This window comes from Rhodococcus cercidiphylli, assembly GCF_033042225.1.
Classification (GTDB): domain Bacteria; phylum Actinomycetota; class Actinomycetes; order Mycobacteriales; family Mycobacteriaceae; genus Rhodococcoides.
The window spans coordinates 427,873-448,520 of record NZ_JAWLKE010000005.1 but is presented as its reverse complement, the minus strand read 5'-3'; the positions used below and the strand labels follow the sequence as shown (position 1 = coordinate 448,520).

The 20,648-nt window shown below is 64.9% G+C and carries 18 protein-coding genes, 1 tRNA gene and 1 pseudogene; 12 read left to right on the top strand and 8 right to left on the bottom strand.

The genetic code is table 11. The features are described 5' to 3' along the window. Positions 1–7: 7 nt before the first annotated feature. Complete coding sequence (locus R3P95_RS15305) at positions 8–2,053, bottom strand: NADPH-dependent 2,4-dienoyl-CoA reductase (RefSeq protein ID WP_317548710.1); 2,046 nt, start codon at positions 2,051–2,053, stop codon at positions 8–10. Beyond that, complete coding sequence (locus tag R3P95_RS15300) at positions 2,050–2,577, bottom strand: PadR family transcriptional regulator (protein WP_149406287.1); 528 nt, start codon at positions 2,575–2,577, stop codon at positions 2,050–2,052. The genes R3P95_RS15305 and R3P95_RS15300 overlap by 4 nt, the downstream gene beginning before the upstream one ends. Before the next feature lie 83 nt (positions 2,578–2,660). Between R3P95_RS15300 and R3P95_RS15295 the strand changes: the two genes are divergently transcribed. Continuing rightward, positions 2,661–3,983, top strand: coding sequence for an MFS transporter (locus tag R3P95_RS15295; protein WP_317548709.1), 1,323 nt, complete (start codon positions 2,661–2,663; stop codon positions 3,981–3,983). On the opposite strand, the gene R3P95_RS15290 is transcribed toward R3P95_RS15295, so the two are convergent. Together R3P95_RS15290 and R3P95_RS15285 are read right to left on the bottom strand one after the other, a co-directional pair. Beyond that, positions 3,980–4,804, bottom strand: coding sequence for an alpha/beta fold hydrolase (locus R3P95_RS15290; protein ID WP_317548782.1), 825 nt, complete (start codon positions 4,802–4,804; stop codon positions 3,980–3,982). The genes R3P95_RS15295 and R3P95_RS15290 overlap by 4 nt on opposite strands. 29 nt (positions 4,805–4,833) lie before the next feature. Continuing rightward, positions 4,834–5,460, bottom strand: a complete 627-nt coding sequence (locus R3P95_RS15285; protein ID WP_068050021.1) for a TetR family transcriptional regulator — start codon at positions 5,458–5,460, stop codon at positions 4,834–4,836. A 195-nt stretch (positions 5,461–5,655) separates the two neighbouring features. Here R3P95_RS15285 and R3P95_RS15280 point away from each other — a divergent pair, with 195 nt between their 5' ends. The 3 genes from R3P95_RS15280 (at position 5,656) to R3P95_RS15270 (ending at position 8,273) form a co-directional block, all read left to right on the top strand. Continuing rightward, positions 5,656–6,768 carry a ferredoxin reductase gene (locus tag R3P95_RS15280; RefSeq protein WP_317548708.1) on the top strand — a complete coding sequence of 371 codons (1,113 nt, stop codon included), beginning with the start codon at positions 5,656–5,658 and terminating at the stop codon, positions 6,766–6,768. A 63-nt stretch (positions 6,769–6,831) separates the two neighbouring features. After that, positions 6,832–8,016 (top strand): fatty acid desaturase family protein, encoded by a 1,185-nt coding sequence (locus R3P95_RS15275; RefSeq protein WP_068050025.1) that lies wholly within the window; start codon positions 6,832–6,834, stop codon positions 8,014–8,016. Positions 8,017–8,039: 23 nt separating this feature from the next. After that, complete coding sequence (locus R3P95_RS15270) at positions 8,040–8,273, top strand: hypothetical protein (RefSeq protein WP_032394788.1); 234 nt, start codon at positions 8,040–8,042, stop codon at positions 8,271–8,273. Between the two features lie 63 nt (positions 8,274–8,336). Here R3P95_RS15270 and R3P95_RS15265 read toward each other — a convergent pair whose 3' ends face one another. The 3 genes from R3P95_RS15265 to R3P95_RS15255 all read right to left on the bottom strand — a co-directional run bounded on the left by R3P95_RS15265 (position 8,337) and on the right by R3P95_RS15255 (position 10,746). Further along, on the bottom strand, positions 8,337–9,446 hold the full coding sequence (locus R3P95_RS15265; protein ID WP_317548707.1) for a class I SAM-dependent methyltransferase: 1,110 nt from the start codon (positions 9,444–9,446) through the stop codon (positions 8,337–8,339). Positions 9,447–9,460: 14 nt separating this feature from the next. Then, positions 9,461–10,603: a N(5)-(carboxyethyl)ornithine synthase gene (locus R3P95_RS15260; protein WP_149406282.1), complete on the bottom strand. Its 1,143-nt coding sequence runs from the start codon at positions 10,601–10,603 to the stop codon at positions 9,461–9,463. A gap of 70 nt (positions 10,604–10,673) precedes the next feature. Then, positions 10,674–10,746 (bottom strand) — tRNA-Arg (locus tag R3P95_RS15255). Positions 10,747–10,892: 146 nt separating this feature from the next. Between R3P95_RS15255 and R3P95_RS15250 the strand changes: the two genes are divergently transcribed. Then, complete coding sequence (locus tag R3P95_RS15250) at positions 10,893–12,050, top strand: XdhC family protein (RefSeq protein ID WP_317548706.1); 1,158 nt, start codon at positions 10,893–10,895, stop codon at positions 12,048–12,050. 209 nt (positions 12,051–12,259) lie between these two features. After that, positions 12,260–14,173, top strand: a complete 1,914-nt coding sequence (locus tag R3P95_RS15245; RefSeq protein ID WP_255183252.1) for a cytochrome c oxidase assembly protein — start codon at positions 12,260–12,262, stop codon at positions 14,171–14,173. A 12-nt stretch (positions 14,174–14,185) separates the two neighbouring features. On the opposite strand, the gene R3P95_RS15240 is transcribed toward R3P95_RS15245, so the two are convergent. After that, complete coding sequence (locus R3P95_RS15240) at positions 14,186–14,611, bottom strand: MarR family winged helix-turn-helix transcriptional regulator (RefSeq protein ID WP_317548704.1); 426 nt, start codon at positions 14,609–14,611, stop codon at positions 14,186–14,188. A gap of 130 nt (positions 14,612–14,741) precedes the next feature. Between R3P95_RS15240 and R3P95_RS15235 the strand changes: the two genes are divergently transcribed. The 6 genes and pseudogenes from R3P95_RS15235 to R3P95_RS26170 all read left to right on the top strand — a co-directional run. Continuing rightward, positions 14,742–16,490 (top strand): ABC transporter ATP-binding protein, encoded by a 1,749-nt coding sequence (locus R3P95_RS15235; protein WP_317548703.1) that lies wholly within the window; start codon positions 14,742–14,744, stop codon positions 16,488–16,490. 10 nt (positions 16,491–16,500) lie between these two features. After that, entirely contained in the window at positions 16,501–17,133 is a 633-nt protein-coding gene (locus R3P95_RS15230) for an IMPACT family protein (RefSeq protein ID WP_317548702.1), read from the top strand. 166 nt (positions 17,134–17,299) lie between these two features. Continuing rightward, the gene (locus tag R3P95_RS15225; protein ID WP_269593755.1) at positions 17,300–17,773 is read left to right on the top strand and encodes a single-stranded DNA-binding protein; all 474 of its coding nucleotides are present in this window, start codon (positions 17,300–17,302) and stop codon (positions 17,771–17,773) included. A gap of 115 nt (positions 17,774–17,888) precedes the next feature. Continuing rightward, on the top strand, positions 17,889–19,568 hold the full coding sequence (gene ettA, locus R3P95_RS15220; protein ID WP_032402531.1) for an energy-dependent translational throttle protein EttA: 1,680 nt from the start codon (positions 17,889–17,891) through the stop codon (positions 19,566–19,568). A gap of 1 nt (position 19,569) precedes the next feature. Further along, positions 19,570–19,980, top strand: a complete 411-nt coding sequence (locus R3P95_RS15215) for an acyl-CoA thioesterase (RefSeq protein ID WP_317548701.1) — start codon at positions 19,570–19,572, stop codon at positions 19,978–19,980. 127 nt (positions 19,981–20,107) lie between these two features. Then, positions 20,108–20,617, top strand: a pseudogene (locus R3P95_RS26170) (NAD-glutamate dehydrogenase); the annotation flags it as partial. Positions 20,618–20,648 lie beyond the last annotated feature (31 nt).

Here is a 20,648-nt window from a genome sequence, read left to right as displayed (position 1 = left end):
GGACAGATCAGATCGTGGCCGCGAGCCGGGTGCCTTGCTCGATGGCCCGCTTGGCGTCGAGCTCCGCAGCGACGTCCGCACCGCCGATGATGTGCGTGGTGGTGCCCGCGGCCTTCAGGTCGTCGACCAAGTCGCGTACCGATTCCTGGCCGGCGCAGATCACGATGGTGTCCACCTCGAGAACGCGGGGACGCTCGTGCTTGTCACCGAAGGAGATGTGCAGGCCCGCATCGTCGATCTTCTCGTAGTTGACACCCGAAAGCTGATGCACACCTTTGGCTTTCAGTGCAGCTCGATGAACCCAGCCGGTCGTCTTCGCCAGTCCTGCGCCGATGCGTCCCGGCTTGCGTTGCAGCAGATACACCTCACGCGGAGAGGGTGCGGGTACCGGAGTCGTCAACGCCCCCGGCGCGGCCTCGGGCTCGGTGACGCCCCACTCCTGCTTCCATTCCTTCAGATCCAAGGTGGGGGAGGCGTCGGTGGTGAGGAACTCGGAGATGTCGATACCGATACCGCCTGCACCGATGACCGCGACCCGATCGCCGACGGGCCTGCCGTCGCGCACCAGTTCTGCGTACGACAGGACCGAGGGGTGCTCGATGCCGGGGATACTCGGCATTCGGGGAGTGACGCCGGTGGCCAGCACCACCTCGTCGAACTCGCCTGCGACGAGTTCGGCGGCGGTGACTCGGGTGTCGAGGTGAACGGCGACGTCTGCGCTGCGAAGTGCACTGGAGAAGTACCGGATCGTTTCGGCGAACTCCTCCTTGCCGGGTATGAGTCGCGCGATTCCGAACTGTCCGCCGATCTCTTCCCTGGCCTCGAAGAGGCTGACGGTGTGTCCGCGTTGCGCGAGATTGAGCGCGGCGGCCAGGCCTGCGGGTCCGGCTCCGACGACCGCCACCTTCTTGGTCATCTTCGTCGGCAGCAGTTGCAGGTCGATCTCGCGTCCGGCACGCGGGTTGACCAGGCACGAGACCTTCTTGTGCACGAAGGCGTGGTCCAGGCAGGCCTGATTGCAGGCGATGCACGTGTTGATCCGGTCGGCGGAGTCGGTGGCGGCCTTCTCGACCCAGAACGGATCGGCCAGCATCGGCCTGGCCATCGCGATCAACTGCGCGTCGCCGCGAGCCAGAATATTCTCGGCGATCTCGGGCATGTTGATGCGATTGGACGCGGCGACCGGGATGGACACGTGCTTCTCGAGCTTGCCGGTGATGTCCGCGAATGCGGCGCGGGGAACCGAGGTGACAATGGTCGGCACCCGCGACTCGTGCCAGCCGATATCGGTGTTGATGATGTTCGCACCCGCAGCTTCGACGTCCTCGGCCAGCGCGACGATGTCGTTCCAGCTCTGGCCTTGCTCGACCAGATCGGCCATCGACAGCCGAAACACGACGATGAAGTCGGGGCCCACGGCTGCCCTCGTCTGCCGCACGATCTCCACGGCCATCCGCCGACGGTTCTTCGCCGAACCGCCCCACTCGTCGCGTCGCTTGTTGGTGCGCTCGGAGAGGAACTGGTTGATGAAGTAACCCTCTCCGCCCATGATCTCGACGCCGTCGTAGCCGGCGCTCTGCGCGAGCCGGGCGCACCGTACGTAGTTGCGGATCTGCCAGCGGACGCCCCTCGATGTCAGTCGCCGCGGCCGAAAAGGATTGATGGGAGCCTTGATCGACGACGCCGACACGCTCAGCGGCTGGTAGGAGTAGCGCCCGGCATGCAGGATCTGCAGTGCGATCTTGCCGCCTTCGTCATGGACGGCAGCAGTGATCCGGCGATGCCGACGGGCTTCGATGCGGTTGGTCAGCTTGGCTCCGAACGGCAACAGCCAACCGGTGCGATTGGGGGCATAGCCCCCGGTGATGATCAGCGCAACTCCGCCGCGGGCACGCTCGGCGAAATAGGCCGCCAGGCGGCCGGTGTCGCGGGCGCGATCTTCGAGGCCGGTGTGAATCGATCCCATGATCACGCGGTTCTTCAGCGTGGTTGCGCCGACATCCAACGGAGACAACAGAATCGGATACGGGCCAGCGGTCTGCTCGGTCTTCACAGCTTCTCCAATACCTCGGTGCACCACTCGGTGAATCCTTCTTCGACGCGAATTCCGCCGCGCAGCACCAGGTATTGATGCAACGCGGTGCCGGTGAGGGCAGCGGGGGCCGGAAAGTCCTGCTTCTCGATCAGTCGATAGACGTCGAGGCGGGTGGCATGAACATCGCGATGGCGGGCGACTTCGATCTTGAGAGCATCGATGTCACCGTTGGCGGCCCCGCGGATTTTGACCGCGAGCTCCTCGCGTAGCTGCGAAGGATCGGTCGGAGCGGCGATCCAGCGATCGAGCTCCGCGCGACCCGCAGCGCTGACGGAGTAGACCTTCTTGTCCGGCCGGCCGTCCTGCGCGACTGCCTCTCCGGTGATCCACCCAGCCCCGTCCATCCGCGTCAGTGTCCGGTAGATCTGCTGATGCGTTGCGCTCCAGAAGAATCCGATCGACTTGTCGAAGCGGCGGGCGAGCTCGTACCCCGAGCCGCTGAGCTCGGTGAGGGAAACCAGAATCGCGTGTTCCAAAGCCACACCCGAGAGTATGTATGCAACACGGTGACTATGCAACTAGGTGCACCGATGAATTCGGATGCCGCGGTCTAGTGTTGGCAACCATGGGAACCCAGCCGGAGGCCGCTGTCGTCGGAGTCGCCACAACGCGTAAGCAGGTCACCGCCTGGGGGCTCTGGGACTGGGGCTCGGCCGCGTTCAACGCCGTCATTCTCACGTTCGTGTTCTCGGTGTATCTCACCGACGCCGTCGGCGACGATCTGCCCGGTTCCATCTCTGCCACCACCTGGTTCAGCTGGTCGATTGCCGTGTCCAGCGTTGTCATCGCACTCCTCGCGCCGGTCTGCGGGCAGTACTTCGACGCGCGCGGCAAACGTAAGTGGCTGCTGGGAGTGTTGACCGCGCTGACGGTCGTCGCCATGGCGGGCCTGTTCTTCGTCCGAGACGACTACCACTATCTGTGGCTCGGCCTGTTGCTGCTCGGTCTCGGATCCATCATGTTCGAGCTGGCCAGCATCCCGTACAACTCGATGCTGCGGCAGGTCTCCACTCCGGCGAACATCGGCCGAGTCTCCGGGTTCGGTTGGTCGATGGGCTATTTCGGCGGAATCGTACTGCTGCTCCTGTGCTACGTCGGCTTCATCGCCGGCGACGGCGACACCCGCGGAGTTCTGGGGCTGAGCACCGACGGCGGACTGAACATCCGACTCGTCGCTCTGCTCGCTGCCGTGTGGTTCGCCGTCTCGGCCATCCCGGTGATGTTCGCCGTTCCCGAGGTACCCCGCGCCGTCGCCGATCCCAAGGCCGCTGAAGCCGGGTTCGCGGCCTCGTACCGTGTGCTGGTTCGCGATGTCCGGGAGCTGTGGAGTGCAGACCGTCGCGCGGTCTACTACCTGATAGCCAGTGCACTGTTCCGGGACGGATTGGCGGGGGTTTTCACCTTCGGAGCCGTACTGGCCGTCAGCGTCTACGGCATCGGTGCCGGTGACGTCCTGCTGTTCGGTGTCGCCGCCAACGTCATCGCCGGACTCGGAGCGATCGTGGCCGGGCGTTTCGACGACAGAATCGGCCCGAAGAAGGTGATCGTCTTCTCGCTCACCTGCATGATCGCCGCCGGGACGATTCTGCTGTTCGTCTCGGGACCGACGATGTTCTGGATCTTCGGGCTCATCCTGTGCCTGTTCGTCGGGCCGGCGCAGTCGTCTGCCCGCACCTTCCTGGCCCGGCTGGCTCCACCGGGACGCGAAGGTCAGTTCTTCGGACTGTTCGCTACGACGGGACGCGCCGCCTCGTTCCTCGCACCGTCCCTGTTCGGTCTGTTCGTGTGGATGTTCGACGCCGACCGCGCGGGTATCGCCGGGCTGATCATCGTCCTCGCTGCCGGCCTGCTGGCGCTGCTGAAGGTGCGGGCTCCCGAACGGGTCTAGGCGGAGTCGATACGGGCCAGGACCTCGGCCGTCAGTTCCTCGGGCGCTTCTTCCGGGATCCAGTGCGAGATGCCGTCCAATTCGACGAATCGGTACGTCGCATCGACGAATTCGCCGCAGCGCTCCGCTCCCGCTCGGCCGATGGCGGTGTCGCCGTTGCTCCAGACGTAGGTGGTGGGCACGGTCACCGGAGGAAGGTTTGCGAACTCCCTGGTCATCGCGGCGTACCAGCTCGATGCGGCCGTCAGCGCCCCGGGGACGGTGAGATGCCGAACGTATTCGTCGTCGAGGCTGTCCGCACCGAACATCGCGCGCAGCCGCTGTGCGTCGTTCTCGACCAGAACTCGCTCGGCCTTCTCCGGTTCTCGGAGCAGACCGAAGTACGTCGACCGTTCCTGCTGATCCGGATCCTCGCGGATGGCCCAGTTGAACGCGGCCGAATGCGGGACCGACGCCGCCGTGAGAGTGCGGACGCGATCAGGATGTTCGGCTGCGAGATGCCAGGCGACCACCGCACCCCAGTCGTGTCCGACCAGATGTGCCGACGGCAGCTCGAGCGTGTCGAGCAATCCGAGGATGTCGCCGGTGAGATGTTCGATGCGGTAGTGCTCGACGCCGACCGGACGGGCACCGGGGGAGTAGCCCCGCTGGTTCGGGGCGATCACGCGACAACCTGCGCCGACCAGGCCGGGCGTCACCGCGGTCCACGACGCGTTGGTCTGCGGAAAGCCGTGCAGCGCAACCACCGGAACACCGTCCGGTGGTCCCGACATCTCGACCTCGAACACGTACTCGCCGACACTTACCTCGGTCATGAACATCCCTTCGCGGCCGTCTCGTTCTCGAACGGTCAAGCCCGTCGTGGTTCCCATCGGCTCATCCCGAGCATGATCATGCGGATCTGCTTCTCGGTCCGCTCGATCAGATCCTTCTCGTTCTGACTACCCGGTCTGTCGATTTCCAACAGGCCGACCACCGCAGTGAGCATCGTCGAGACGAGCAGGTCTGCGGTCATCTCCAGATCGGCGACGTCCCACCGCTCCAGACCGGGCATGCGGGACAGGTCGATGGTCAGCTCGCTGACGAACAGTCGTAGTTCGGTGGCGAAGGCGCGGCGCACTCCGGTCACGCCGCCGTACCGTTCGCGACTGAGAAAGCGGAATTGATCCTCGTGGGAGCGAACCTGGCGAACCAGGATGCCGAAGGACTCGGTCGCCGTCTTGGTGCTGGGGTTGCGTCGGGCGTCGCGCAGCATCTGTCGCAGCATCCGCATGCTGTCCTCGACGAGAGCGACGCCGAGGTCCTCCATCGAGGCGAAGTGTCGATAGAACGCGGTGGGGACGATGCCGGCGGATCGAGCGACCTCACGGAGGCTGACGCTGGCGAAGGAACGCTCGCGGAGCAGGTCCAGGGTGCCCTCGATCAGTGCTTGCCGCGTGCGCTCCTTGCGCTCGGCGCGGGTCCCCGGTTCTGTCACAACGTCCAGTTTATGGGCGCGCACTCTGTGATCTCCCTTCCGGTTCCTCCCCGGTACCCGCAGAACTGTCGATTCGCTCTGTAACGGCGGTCACATAAACGTTGACAGGTACCGGTGTCGCTCTGCCACACTCATGTTAGTGCACAATCGTTCACTGAATGGGTCGTAGGTTTCGATCCGGTAAGGGAGGATGGAATGACGCTTCAAGAACGTCCGTCGCGGGCCTCGGGTTCGCGCAAGTTCTCGCTTCTTTCCCTGTTCGAGGCCATGGCCACACCCCACGCGCTCGATCGTTACCTCGAACTCGTCGACCCGATGACGACCGTTCGTGACCTTCGCGGCGAAGTGACCGAGATACACCGGTCCACCGAAGACTCGTTGACGCTCACCATCCGTCCCACGCGTCAGTGGAAGGGTTTCAAGGCCGGCCAGTTCGTTCAGGTCGGAGTCGTCATCGACGGAGTACGCCACACCCGCTGCTACTCGCCCGCGTGCTCGCAGTACCGCAAGGACGGCCGGATCGAACTGACGATCAAGGCGCATCCCGAGGGTCTGGTGTCGCAGTACCTGCACAAGAACGCGTACGTCGGCCTGGTGGTCAGCCTGTCGCAGGCGGACGGCACGTTCGAGCTTCCCCAACCACGCCCGGCAAAGACGTTGCTGATCAGCGGTGGCAGCGGTATCACGCCGGTGCTGTCCATGCTCAGGTCGCTGCTGGACGAGGGGTACAGCAGCGACCTGACCTTCCTGCACTACGCGTTCACCGAGAACGACGTCGCGTACAAGAAGGACCTCGAGAAGATCGCCGCCGAGCACGAGAACGTGAACATCGTCTTCGCGTACACCGAGCAGAAGACGGGCGGCGACCTGCACGGGTTCTTCGGCCAGGAACATCTCGATGCGGTGGCCCCGTGGTTCGCCGAGGCCGACACCTTCCTGTGTGGACCTCCCGGACTGATGAAGAGCGTGACGTCGTACTTCGATGACGCAGGTCTCGGCGAGCGGCTGCACCTCGAGGAGTTCACACCCTCGTTCGCTACCGTCAGCGACGACGTCACCGGCACCACCACGTTCTCCGGCAGCGACGTGTCCTCGGAGAACGACGGCGAGACGCTGCTCGAACAGGCCGAAGCAGCGGGACTCTCACCGGCCAACGGCTGCCGGATGGGTATCTGCTTCACCTGCACCTCGGTGAAGAAGTCCGGCTGCACCAAGAACATCAAGACCGGTGAGACCGACACCGAATCGGACAAGAAGATCCAGCTGTGCGTGTCCGTTGCCGTGGGCGACGTCGACATCGACATCTAGATCCACCTCGAACAGCGACAACCCCAAGACCCATCTCGACCCGATCGAATTGGAGATCATCAGATGCTCGGAACGATTCTCTCGATCCTGCCCACCACCGTCCTGCCCTTCCGCCGTGACGAGACCCTGCCGGACCAGCCGACCGTGCTGACCTACGAACAGGTCGAGGAACTCGGCCGCGAACTCGACGATCTGCGCGCCCGCACCGTCGCCAAGCTCGGTGACGAGGACCGCGAATACATCTACAAGATCATCAAGGCGCAGCGCGGCCTCGAGGTCGCCGGACGCGCGTTGATGTACCTGCCCTTCCTTCCGCCTGCATGGCTCGCAGGCGTCGGTGCCCTCGGAGTGGCGAAGATTCTCGACAACATGGAGATCGGCCACAACGTCATGCACGGCCAGTACGACTGGATGCGTGAGCCCGGCCTCAACTCCGAGGTGTTCGAGTGGGACACCGTCTGCCCGGCAGACCAGTGGAAGCACTCGCACAACTACATGCACCACACGTTCACCAACATCGTCGGCATGGACCGCGACATCGGTTACGGCATCCTGCGGATGGATCAGGACCAGAAGTGGAATCCGTACTACCTCGGCAACCCGGTGTACGCGTTCCTGCTGATGACGTTCTTCGAGTGGGGCGTCATGCTGCACGACCTCGAGACGGAGAACATCGTCGCGGGCAAGCGCAAGTGGCACGACGTCAAGCCGCTGCTGCAGGGCATGTGGCGCAAGGCGGGCAAGCAGGCGCTCAAGGATTACGTGATCTTCCCCGCACTGACCGGCCCGTTCTTCGCGTCCACCGTGGTCGGCAACGTCGCAGCCAACCTCATCCGCAACGTGTGGACCTACTCGATTATTTTCTGCGGCCACTTTCCGACCGGAGTCCAGACCTTCAGCAAGGAAGAGACCGCCGAGGAGAGCCGCGGCGAATGGTACGTGCGGCAGATGCTGGGATCGGCCAACATCGAAGGAACTCCGCTGTTCCACATCATGTCGGGCAACCTCTCGCACCAGATCGAGCACCACCTGTTCCCCGATCTGCCCGCGCACCGCTACCCGCAGATCGCGCCGGAGGTCAAGGCTCTGTGCGAGAAGTACGACCTGCCGTACAACACCGGCGGCTTCTTCCACCAGATCGGCACCGTGTGGGGCAAGATCTTCAAGCTCGCCCTGCCCAACTCGCTCACGGGATCGGCGGCTCCGGCCGGTGTTATCGTCGAGCGTAAGAAGACCAGCGCAGCGTGACGACTTCGAAGGGGGCGGTCCTGTTGGTAGGAAAGTTCGAGCGCAACAAGGACACCGTGCAGGAGTTCACCGAATCGGCCGCGACTCACGTCGGCCGGATCGTGGTGATCATCGCCGGAGCCGTCCGCGACGTCACTCGTGAAATCGGTGATCTGATCACCGACGGAATCGAAATGCGTGAGGCGGCGAAGAAGGCGGAGCGTGACGCGCCGCTGGGCACCGTGATCAACGGCGAGTTCGAGACCCGCGAACGGTAAGAAGTACCGGATCCATCAGCGCCGCCCGAGCACTGCTCGGGCGGCGCTGTCGTGTGCCCACTGTCAGCGTGCGCGGAGCCGCCACAGTGACGTGGTTTCGCGTGAGCGTGCCGCGTGCAGCACGTCGGAGCTGTCGGTGACGCGCGAGTGCGTCGGGGTGGTGTCGGTTCGGCCGACGATGGCCAGGCCTGCCGCGTCGATGGCGGCGAGAAATTCTGCGCGCGTGACCAATCCGAGCAGCTCGGCGAGGTCGGACACGATCAGCCACGCCTCACCGTTCGGCGTCAGGTGCCCGCGGAGTCGACTGAGGAAAGACTTGAGCATTCGCGACCCGGGGTCGTACACCGCATGTTCGATGCCCGACGTGGGTTTCGTGGGAATCCACGGCGGATTGCACACGATCAGTCCCGCACGCCCGGACGGGAAGATGTCGGCCTGCACCACCTCGACCCGATCGGCGAATCCGAGAGCATCGACGTTGGCTCGTGCGCACGCGATCGACCGCGGATCCTTGTCGGTCGCGACCACCGCGGTCACGCCGCGGCGGGCGAGCACTGCCGCCAGAACGCCCGAGCCGGTGCCGATGTCGAACGCTCGGTCCGTGTCCGGCAGCGGTGCGTCGGCGACGAGTTGGATGTACTCGCCGCGGACGGGGGAGAAGACGCCGTAGTGCGGGTGGATCGAGGCATCCAGCGCCGGCACGAAGACACCCTTGCGACGCCATTCGTGTGCGCCGACCATGCCGAGTAGCTCGCGCAACGACAGCACACACGGCGCGGCGTCGGGGCCGAGCGCCTCTGTTACGGCTGCACGGACGTCCGGAGCTCGGCCCAGGTCGAGTCCAAAGCTCGAATCGAGTTCCACCAGAAGCATTCCCAGCACGCGGGCACGTCTGGCTTGATGTTGACGATGCAGATGAAACTGCTCCGCAGGTGACGCGTCGGAAGTCTGTTTGGCCGCTGGTACCCGCCGGGTCATCGCCGACAGCAGCTGCCGAGCATTGTTGTAATCGCCGCGCCACAACAGAGCCTCGCCGATCGTGGCCAGCTTGTATGCCACGTCTGCCGTCGTCGAATCGTCGACGATGCGTACCGTGCGGGGTGCGGGAGCGCCGTTCTCCGACTGCCAGCGACACGTCCGCTCGCTACCGTCCTCGATCCACGTGATGCTCATGCCGTGCGGTTCGTTCACGCTGCGGTGTGCGGGTACTCCGCACTGCGATGTTGGAAGGCAAGGATATTCGGGTTCACGATGATGCCGCCCCTGATCTCGATCGAACGCTCGATGGTGGAATCGGTACTCCACGCCGAGGGGCCGTCGAGCACGATCCGAAGGTACGGCAGCAGAGATTCGCTGATTTCCCAGGTAGCAGAGTTCCACAGGTACGAGGGGCTGTGGTCGACGGCGTAGTAGCGCACGTTGTCGCCCACGGTGAACATGGGATCGGCGAACGACGTGGGCTTGGCCCACTCGAACCCCATGCCCTCGTCGCACGAGACGTCCACCACGAGGGTGCCAGGCGCGAGAGTCGGCAGGTCCTGGTTCGTCAAGAATGTCAGTGGTGAATTGGTATCCTGCAGAACGCAATTGACGATGACGTCGTGGTCGGCGAGGAAGCTCGACAGTGGTACGCGGCCGTCGGGGGTGAGGGCCCGACTCTGGCGTGGATCGGCGTCGTCGAGATCGAAGTTGACGATGTTGGCCGAGTGGATCGGCGAACTCACCGCAGTGACGCCGCGCTGGGTGAGAACGTCCACATCGTGAATGCCATGGGCATTGAGTGCAGTGACCGCACCGCGAGCGGTGGCACCGAAACCGATGACCGCAGCCCGCAACCGGCGACCGTAATCACCGGTGGACCCGATCAACTGCAGTGCGTGCAGCACCGAGCAGTAGCCGGCCAACTCGTTGTTCTTGTGGAACACATGCAGATTGAACGAGCCCTCGTGGGTCCAGTGATTCATCGCCTCGAAGGCGATCAGCGTCAGCTTGCGGTCGACGGCGATCTGGGTGAGTTCTTCGTCCTGTACGCAGTGCGGCCAGCCCCACAGTGTCTGCCCTGGGCGCAAGGATGCGAGATCCTCGGCCTGGGGCTTGGGCAACAGGATCACATCGCACTCGGCGATGAGTTGGTCGCGCGTGCGAATGCCCGCCACCTGGGTGGCCAGGTGCTCGTCCGAAATTCCGAACGGCTCGCCGTAGCCGGATTCGAGGAACATTCGGGCGCGGATATCGGCATCTATTCGATCGAAATGCAGTGGGTGAATCGGTAGTCGCCGCTCATCGGGCTTGCGCGAACGTGAGAGGACTCCGAGAGTGAGCTGATGCACGTGTGACCCTTCGTTATGCGAAGTCAACCACAGTGAGCCGAACGGACTTACGTTTCTGCTGGTCAGAGGGTGCCCCCGGCAGGATTCGAACCTGCGACCAAGGGATTAGAAGGCCCTTGCTCTATCCCCTGAGCTACGGAGGCTGGCACGTGCGGGCGGACCCGCTCGAGCACGGTTGACGAGTGTACCTTTCCGTATACGCCGATCGCGCCGGCATGGGTTGGGCGATGGTCGCAGCGGGAAAGCGGTGGTTTCGGAATCGTTCCGACCCCAGGTCGAAGGAGGTGCTGTGCACGACATCCTCGACGACGCGCTGCGCACCTGGCAGTCCGGCGACGTGGCAGCGGTCGCGACCGTGGTCCGCACCTTCGATTCCGCGCCGCGTCCGGTCGGAGCGTCCATGGTCGTCGGTTCCGACGGTGCGGTGGCCGGTTCGGTCTCGGGCGGCTGCGTCGAAGGCGCGGTCTACGAACTCGCGCAGGACGTCATGCGTACCGGTGCTCCGGTGCTCACCCGATACGGGGTATCGGACGACGATGCGTTCGCCGTCGGGCTCACCTGCGGCGGAACACTCGACGTGTTCGTCGAAGTGCTCACCCGACAGACGTTTCCCGAATTCGAGGCCCTCGTCGCGGACGTTCGCGCCAATGTGCCCGTGGCGATGGCGACAGTCGTCGCGCACGGCGATCCGGATCGGCTCGGCCGCAGGATCGTCGTCGGAGAATCGGGTACCCGAGGCTCGCTCGGCAGTGAGCGTGCCGACGCTGCCGTGGCCGACGATGCGAAAGGGCTTCTCGCCGCGGGCCGTTCGGCTGTCCTGACCTACGGGCCCGACGGCCAGCGACGGGGCGAGGGGATGGATGTGTTCGTCTCGAGCCACGCTCCGCCGCCGCGGATGCTGGTGTTCGGAGCCATCGATTTCGCTGCCGCGGTGGCGCAGCAGGGCGCATTCCTCGGGTACCGAGTCACGGTCTGCGACGCACGGGCCGTCTTCGCGACTCCACAGCGGTTTCCCGCAGCCGAGCAGGTCGTGGTCGCGTGGCCGCACGACTATCTGTCCGCACAGTTCGCGGCGGGGGAGGTGGACGAGCGGACGGTCGTGTGTGTGTTGACTCACGACCCCAAATTCGACGTGCCACTGCTCGAGGTGGCGTTACGCATTCCATCGCTGGCGTTCGTCGGCGCGATGGGATCGCGCCGAACCCATGACGACCGCATGGCTCGGTTGCGGGCTTGCGGTCTGACGGAGACAGAACTCACTCGTCTGGCCAGCCCGATCGGTCTCGATCTCGGCGCGCGCACCCCGCAGGAGACGGCCGTGTCGATCGCAGCGGAGATCATCGCCCACCGCTGGGGCGGTACCGGTGAACCGCTGCGCGCCCGACACGGCCGCATCCATCACGACGCGAGCGAGGCCGTGAGTACGGACAAGTACGACGCTGTGTAGGACTCGCGTTTCGAGTACTCCCGATCACCTCTTACTCTGGTGGTATGGCAACACCGGATCTCGAGAAGCCCGAACCCTCGACCGCTGAACTCCCGGCGGACGATGTCCGGGCGAACGACGGTTCGACGAACGACGATCCACGGTCGACCACGACGACGGTGTTCGCCACCGCAGGCGTCATCGCCGGTGTGGTCGCCGCACTCATCGTGATGCTCTCCGCCTCCGATGCGCTGGTATTGCTCGGAATCCCGGATCCGGGCCCGGCCACCACGTACGGTCTGCCTGCGCTGAGGGCCATCGGCGAGATCGCCGCCGTCATCGCCATCGGATCCTTTCTGCTGGCCGCGTTCCTCGTACCGCCGCAGAAGAACGGGATTCTCGACGTCGACGGGTACCGCGCGGTCCGGACCGGTTCGGTGGCGTCGATCATCTGGGCCGTCTGCGCCCTGCTTCTGGTGCCCTTGACGTTGTCCGACACCTCGGGGCAGCCGTTCGCCGAGGCCATCAAACCGGCGAACCTGTGGATTGCGCTCGACCAGGTGGAGATCGCCAGTGCCTGGCGCTGGACCGCCATCATGGCCGTTGTGCTCGCCATTGCGTCGCGCACGGTGTTGCGGTGGGCCTGGACACCCGCACTGCTCGGGTTCTCCCTCGCGACGCTGCTGCCGATCGCGCTGAGCGGGCACTCCTCGGCAGGCGGCTCGCACGACATCGCCACCAACAGTTTGATCCTGCACCTCGGGGCCGCGTCGCTCTGGGCGGGCGGACTGTTCGCGCTGCTGGCGCACGTTCGCAGGCGTGGTGCACACGCCGATGTCGCGGCTCGCCGATTCTCCACGATCGCCGGAGTCTGTTTCGTGGTCATGGGCATCAGCGGCGTCATCAACGCCCTGGTCCGGGTTTCGCTCGCCGACCTGTTCACCACCACCTACGGCCTGCTGATCGTGGGCAAGATCGTCGCCCTGATCGTGCTGGGTGGCTTCGGCTGGATGCAGCGCCGCCGCGCCCTACCGGCCCTGATCGCCGATCCCACGGCCCGCGGGCCGCTGCTCCGATTCGCCGGTGCCGAGGTGCTGGTCCTCGCTGCGACCATCGGGCTGGCCGTCGGGCTCGGCCGCACACCTCCGCCGGCCGAGATCGACCCCAATCTCACGACCACGGAAGCGGCACTCGGGTACAACCTCAGTGGCCCGCCGACGTTCGCGCGCATGGCTCTGGACTGGCGCTTCGATCTGATCTTCGGCACCGCGGCAATCGTCATGGCCGTGGTGTACCTGATCGGCGTCCGGCGTCTGCGGCTGCGCGGAGACGCGTGGCCCGTCGGCCGTACCGTCGCGTGGGTGCTGGGCTGCCTCACACTGCTGATCAGCACGTCCTCGGGAATCGGTCGCTACTCCACGGCCGTGTTCAGCGTGCACATGACCGGGCACATGATGCTTTCGATGCTCGCGCCGGTTCTGCTCGCGCTCGGTGGTGCGCTGACGCTGGCATTGCGGGTACTGCCTGCGGCAGGCAAGGACGGCGTCCCCGGGATGCGCGAGTGGTTGCTGATGGGCCTGCACAGTCGACTTTCGCAGTTCGTCACCCACCCGCTCGTCGCGGCGCTGATCTTCGTGGGCGGCTTCTACGTGCTCTACCTCGGCGGAATCTTCGGGGCGGTTCTGGACAGTCACGGCGCGCACCTGCTGATGAACCTGCACTTCGTGCTCAGCGGTTACCTGTTCTACTGGACCGTCATCGGAGTCGATCCGTCTCCGCGCAAGATCGCTCCGGTCACCAAACTCGCCGTCGTGTTCGGATCGCTGCCGTTCCATGCCTTCTTCGGAGTGGCTCTGATGAGCATGAACACCGTGATGGGTGGCTGGTTCTACCGGACGCTCGGGCTGGATTGGAACTCCGACCTGCTCGGAGATCAGAAGCTCGGCGGCGGAATCGCCTGGGCGACGGGCGAGGTTCCACTGGTGCTCGTCATGCTGGCGTTGCTGATCCAATGGACCCGCAGCGACGATCGAGATGCCAGGCGCAGTGACCGCGCCGCCGAGCGCGATCACGATGCCGACCTGGCCGCGCACAACGCGATGTTCGCCGAGCTCGCACGACGCGAACGGACCGGTGAGCAGTAGTACTCGGCCGGTTCAGCCGGTCTCGGCGATCTTGCTCAACAGTCGGTTCAGTTCGTCGCGTTCCGCGGGCTCGAGGCCGTCGAACATTTCCGACGACACCTGACGGCGCGCGTCGTCGATTCTGTCCAACAGCGCGCGGCCGGTGTCGGTCAGCTCGACCAGGACGGCTCGCCGATCGCTCGGATCCTGTTGCCGGATCACCAGGTGTGCCGCCTCGAGGGAGTCGACGATGTCGGTGGCCGATCGCGCGACGATGCGCAGGTGCTCGGCGAGATCGCGTAGTCGCATGGACTCGGGCTCGCGCGCCAACACGTGCAGAGCCCGACTCTGTGAGGGATTGAGGCCGAACGGTTCCAACGCAGTCATGTGGCTGCGCCGGATCTGCCGCGCGACGGCCATGAACTGCTCGCTCAGGTTGGGCGAGTGTCCGGTTTCCATGTACGGGATCATAGCGACGGTTGCTCACTACCTCATAGTGAGGTAGCCTCTGCATATTACTTCAGCTACCACGGAGGTCTACTTGGAAAGCCGACCCGAACGTTCTCTCCTCGCGTCCGATCCAGCACCCGTGCGCCGAGTCCTGGCTCTGTTCACGCCCTACCGCCGCAAGATCGCCGTCGTCAGCGCGATCATCGTCGTCAGCGCGATCATCGCGCTCGCGTCCCCCTTGCTTCTCCGCGAACTCCTCGATCATGCGATACCCGACCGCGACGTCACGCTCGTCAGCCTGATCGCACTCGGCATGATCGCAGTTGCAGTCGCCACCAACACTCTCGGCGTCGTGCAGACCTGGATGTCCAACGGCGTCGGTCAGCGACTCATGCACGATCTACGCGTCCAGGTCTACTCACACCTGCAACGCCAATCCCTCGGATTCTTCGCACGCACTCGTACCGGCGAGGTGCAATCACGCATCGCCAACGACATCGGCGGCATGCAATCGGTGGTCACCAATACCGCAACGTCCATCGCGCAGAACGCGACGACCGTTGCCGCGACGGTGGTCGCACTCTTCCTGCTCGACTGGAAGCTCGCCACGTTCTCGTTGATCATCCTGCCGGTCTTCGTCCGTGTCGCCCGCCGCATCGGCGACGAGCGGCGCAAGATCTCCACCAAACGGCAGAAGCTGCTCAGCGACCTGTCGGTGCAGATCGAGGAATCACTCTCGGTCAGCGGCATTCTGCTGGGCAAGACCACCGGTTCCGCACAGGTGTTGACCGAGAAGTTCGCCGACCGATCCCACGAGGTCGCCGGCGTCGAACTCGCGGCGATGATGGCAGGGAAGTGGCGCATGGCCACGATCCAGATCAGCTTCGCCGTCATGCCTGCCCTGGTGTACTGGTTCGCCGGCATCACCATCGGGCAGGGGAGCGCACTGACGATCGGAACTCTCGTCGCGTTCACCGCTCTGCAGACCCAATTGTTCCGGCCCACCATGCAATTGCTCAACACCGGCGTCGAGGTGCAGGCCTCGCTCGCCCTGTTCGGGCGAGTGTTCGAGTACCTCGATCTGCCGATCGACGTGGCCGAGCCCGCCCATCCGGTGGCGCTGCCGCGCGAGTCCGTCCGCGGAGACGTCGCCTTCCGCGCGGTGGACTTCACCTACACCTCGGCAACGGTTCCGACATTGAGCGGCATCGACCTCGAGGTCCCGGCAGGCAGCACGCTCGCTCTCGTCGGCGCAACCGGGTCCGGCAAGACGACTCTGGGCTATCTCGTTGCGCGGCTGCATGATCCGACGGCCGGATCGGTGACGATCGACGGCATCGATCTGCGGGAGATGGCGTCGGAGACCATCGCCGACCTGGTCGGCGTCGTCTCTCAGGAGACGTACCTGTTCCACGCCACCATTCGAGAGAACTTGCGATTCGCCAAACCCGACGCCACCGACGAGGAGATGTTCGCGGCGGCCCGAACGGCACAGATCCACGACTTCATCGACGGCCTCGACGACGGGTACGACACCATGGTCGGCGAACGCGGATACCGCTTCTCGGGCGGTGAGAAGCAACGCATCGCCATTGCCCGAACGGTGTTGCGCAATCCACCGATCCTGGTGCTCGACGAAGCGACCAGCGCCCTCGACAACCGCACCGAACGCGCAGTGCAAACCGCGCTCGACGGCCTGATGAACGGGCGAACGACCATCCTCATCGCGCATCGACTGTCCACGGTGCGCTCCGCGGACAGCATCGCAGTACTCGATCACGGCGTCGTTCGCGAGGTCGGAAGCCACGAATCCCTGTTGGAGAACGACGGCATGTACGCCCAATTGGTCCGAGCCGCAGACGATGTGGTGGACAGTGTTGCCGCATGAGTGAGACCGGGTGATCCCACTGCGTACCATCGCCGGTCGTGTCGAGTGCGAGACCGAGGTCAAGAAGTCGAGGTTTCTCGCGGTCGTCGATCGCGCGGCCACGGAAGCAGAGGCGCGAGCTGTGATCGAGGCGGCCCGCAAGGCCGATCCTGCTGCCGGACATCACTGTTCGGCGTTCATCGTCGATTTGTCGCCGCCGGATCCGCGCATCGAGCGGTCCAACGACGACGGTGAACCGAGCGGGACGGCAGGTACACCGATGCTCGACGTGCTGCGCGGGCATCACCTGACCAACGTCGTCGCGGTCGTCAGCAGATATTTCGGTGGAACAAAGCTGGGCACCGGAGGACTGGCCCGTGCCTACGGCGGAGCGGTGGCCGAGGCGTTGGCCGGTGCGATGTTCCTGACCCGGGAGCGACGCGAGATCATGACTCTCGAACTCGACCACGCCGAGGTCGGTCGCGTGGAATCGGAATTACGCGGGCACGGGGTTGTCGTCGTCGGCACCTCCTACGGCGCGTCCGCGGTACTGACCGTCGCGGTTCCGGACGCCGATTCGACTGCGGCCCTGGTTGCTTCGCTCACTGCGGGGCGAGTGATCCCCGAGCTCGACGGTCACATGTACGCCGAGATTCCCGACTAGCACACGGTCCCGACATTCTCGGGTCGCACGGGCCCCGATTCGGGTGCTTCATCCACAGGCCGGCCGGTTGTCCACATTTCGCCGACTCGTTCACCACGGACGTCTTCCGCGTAGCAGTGTCGATCTCGATCGCAACCACGCGACATCGATCGAGGGGGAACACACCATGTACGAAGCACAGTGCGCAGTTGTCGGAACGGTCATCACCAATCCCGTCAAGCGCTCCACACCCACCGGCGACGAGGTCCTCAGCTTCCGGATGGCCAGCAACGCCCGACGTCAGGATCGCAACACCGGCGAGTGGACCGACGGCGGAACCCTCTACCTGACGGTCACGTGCTGGCGTCGCCTCGTGCGCGGCGTCGGAGCATCGCTGATGAAAGGCGACCCGATCATTGCCTACGGGCAGCTGCGGACCAACGAGTACACCAACCGCGACGGGGTCGAACGCGCCGATCTGGAGATGCGGGCCAGCGCCGTCGGACCGGATCTCGCGCGCTGCAACGTTTCGATCCATCGGACGAAAGCGGTGGCACCCGAGGCTGCGACGGACGGCGATCCTGGAGCTACCGAACCTGTGGACGAGGATCGGGACCACGATCGCATCGAGGACGACGTGCGCGAGTCCGTTCCGGCTTGACGGTCTCCCGGCATCCGCCGTCCGCGCTGCATCGGAACCTCGATCGAGCGCGGGCGGCGGCTGCGCGCTCGGGCGGTGGTGCCGGAGACCCACTCGCACCGATAAGCTGGGCGTCATGGCTGAATTCATTTACACCATGAAGAAGGTGCGCAAGGCGCACGGCGACAAAGTCATCCTCGACGACGTGACGATGAGCTTCTATCCAGGAGCGAAGATCGGCGTCGTCGGCCCCAACGGCGCCGGTAAGTCCAGCATCCTCAAGATCATGGCGGGAATCGATCAGCCCGGAAACGGTGAGGCGTTCCTCGCTCCCGGTGCCTCGGTCGGCATCCTCATGCAGGAACCGGTCCTCGACGACACCAAGACCGTTCGCGAGAACGTCGAGGACGGTCTCGGCGAGACGATGGTCCAGCTCAAGCGGTACAACGAGATCGCCGAGTTGATGGCAACCGACTACTCCGACGAGCTGATGGAAGAGATGGGCGAGCTGCAGGAAAAGCTCGACCACGCCGATGCCTGGGAGATCGACTCCCAGCTCGAACAGGCCATGGACGCGCTGCGCTGCCCGCCGCCCGAGTCGCCGGTCACCAACCTCTCCGGTGGTGAGAAGCGCCGCGTGGCGCTGTGCAAGCTGCTGCTGAGCAAGCCCGACCTGCTGCTGCTCGACGAGCCCACCAACCACCTCGACGCCGAGAGTGTGCTATGGCTCGAGCAGCACCTGGCCGCATACGCAGGCGCTATTCTCGCCGTCACTCACGACCGGTACTTCCTCGACCACGTCGCGCAGTGGATCGCCGAGGTCGACCGCGGACACCTGTACCCGTACGAGGGCAACTACTCCACGTACCTGGAGAAGAAGGCCGAACGTCTCGAGGTCTCGGGCAAGAAGGACCAGAAGCTGCAGAAGCGCCTCAAGGACGAGCTCGCCTGGGTTCGTTCCGGTGCCAAGGCACGTCAGGCCAAGAGCAAGTCTCGTCTGGCTCGCTACGACGAGATGGTGGCCGAGGCCGAGAAGACCAGGAAGCTCGACTTCGACGAGATCCAGATCCCCAACCCGCCGCGCCTCGGCGACGTCGTGGTCGAGGTCAAGAGCCTGGACAAGGGCTTCGACGGCCGCGTGCTGATCAAGGATCTCTCGTTCACGTTGCCCCGCAACGGCATCGTCGGCGTCATCGGCCCCAACGGCGTCGGTAAGACGACGCTGTTCAAGACCATCGTCGGGCTCGAGGAGCCGGACGGCGGCGAGGTCAAGATCGGTCAGACCGTCAAGCTGAGCTACGTCGACCAGAACCGCTCGGGCATCGACTCGAAGAAGACGGTGTGGGAGACGGTCTCCGACGGTCTGGACTTCATCACCGTCGGCAGCTCGGAGTTCCCGTCGCGTGCGTACATCAGCTCGTTCGGGTTCAAGGGCCACGATCAGCAGAAGCCTGCCGGAGTGCTCTCCGGTGGTGAGCGGAACCGTCTGAACCTGGCGATGACGCTCAAGCAGGGCGGCAACCTGATCCTGCTCGACGAACCGACCAACGACCTCGACGTCGAAACGCTCGGATCTCTCGAGAACGCTCTCGAGGAATTCCCGGGCTGCGCCGTGGTCATCTCCCACGACCGGTGGTTCCTGGACCGCACCTGCACGCACATCCTGGCGTGGGAAGGTGGCTTCGGCGACAACGAAGCCGCCTGGTACTGGTACGAGGGCAACTTCGAGGGCTACGAGGCCAACAAGGTCGAACGCCTCGGACCCGACGCGGCTCGCCCGCATCGCGTCACGCACCGAAAGCTGACCAGAGACTGACATGCCGGCGAACACCTTCACCTGCACACTTCAGGTGCGGTGGGGTGATTCCGACCGTCTCGGCCACGTCAACAACACCCGGTTCGTCGAATACCTCCAGGAGGGCCGCGTTCAGTTCCTGAACGCGGTCTTCGGAGGGCCGGGTGTGCGCGGCGCAGCGGTGGTGCGGAAACTCACCACCGATTTTCTGCATCCGATTCTCGACGACTCGGGTCCGCTGACGATCGAGCTGTGGATCACCCGCATCGGGACCACCTCGTACGGCGTCCGGCACGTGGTGACCGACCGGGACGGAAAAGTCTGCGCGGATGCCGAAGCACTGATGGTTGCCTTCGATCTCGCGACGTCTTCCTCTCGTCCTTTGTCGGAGGACGAGAGGAACCTTCTGGTGGAGTATCTCGTCGCGAAGTAGTTCGCCACGCGCCGGCTCAGCGAGGTCACTGCGGTAAAAGGGTGTTCGACACTAAGGTCGAGGAGTCATCGACGACCGGCGATCGGCGGGCGTCGGGAAAATCCTCACGAGGGAGTACTCGAACACCATGCCACGCTCGCTGGACCTGCCCGACAACGACTGGGCCGACGGCCTCGACGACCGACTCCTGGCCGAGCTGGCGACACTGCGTACCGAATACTTCGAGCACGTGGACACGACGGCCGTCGGAGCGTCCGCGCACACTCCCGACACCACGTCCTTTCACCGGCACGTCCGGTTGGCCGCTCAGCGGCTGCCCGAGACCGCGAACGTAGCGGTGCACCGCCCCAGCGAGTCGAGTTCGGCCGCCCATCAGGCCGCGGGCAGCTATCTGCAGATCGTCACCGACGACATGCCGCTCCTCGTCGAGTCGGTCATCTCGCTGCTGTCCCGACTCGGCATCGAGTACACCGACGTGGTCCATCCCATTCTGTCGGTCGCCCGCGACGCGGACGGCGAGCTGACGGGTCTGAGCGCCGACGGTCGACGCGAATCCTGGATTCACGTCCAACTGCATCCGTCCACGTCCGCGGAGGCCCTCGCCCGCGTGGAGCCGGAGGCGAGCCGGGTGTTGGCCGACGTGCGTCAGGTCGTCGGCGACACCGAGC

Coding starts and splice junctions, on each gene's coding strand:
- R3P95_RS15215 (WP_317548701.1), top strand. CDS start 19,570: ATGCCGGCGAACACCTTCACCTGCACACTTCAGGTGCGGTGGGGTGAT.
- ettA (WP_032402531.1), top strand. CDS start 17,889: ATGGCTGAATTCATTTACACCATGAAGAAGGTGCGCAAGGCGCACGGC.
- R3P95_RS15240 (WP_317548704.1), bottom strand. CDS start 14,611: ATGGAAACCGGACACTCGCCCAACCTGAGCGAGCAGTTCATGGCCGTC.
- R3P95_RS15265 (WP_317548707.1), bottom strand. CDS start 9,446: ATGAGCATCACGTGGATCGAGGACGGTAGCGAGCGGACGTGTCGCTGG.
- R3P95_RS15295 (WP_317548709.1), top strand. CDS start 2,661: ATGGGAACCCAGCCGGAGGCCGCTGTCGTCGGAGTCGCCACAACGCGT.
- R3P95_RS15280 (WP_317548708.1), top strand. CDS start 5,656: ATGACGCTTCAAGAACGTCCGTCGCGGGCCTCGGGTTCGCGCAAGTTC.
- R3P95_RS15275 (WP_068050025.1), top strand. CDS start 6,832: ATGCTCGGAACGATTCTCTCGATCCTGCCCACCACCGTCCTGCCCTTC.
- R3P95_RS15245 (WP_255183252.1), top strand. CDS start 12,260: ATGCTCTCCGCCTCCGATGCGCTGGTATTGCTCGGAATCCCGGATCCG.
- R3P95_RS15225 (WP_269593755.1), top strand. CDS start 17,300: ATGTACGAAGCACAGTGCGCAGTTGTCGGAACGGTCATCACCAATCCC.
- R3P95_RS15290 (WP_317548782.1), bottom strand. CDS start 4,804: ATGTTCATGACCGAGGTAAGTGTCGGCGAGTACGTGTTCGAGGTCGAG.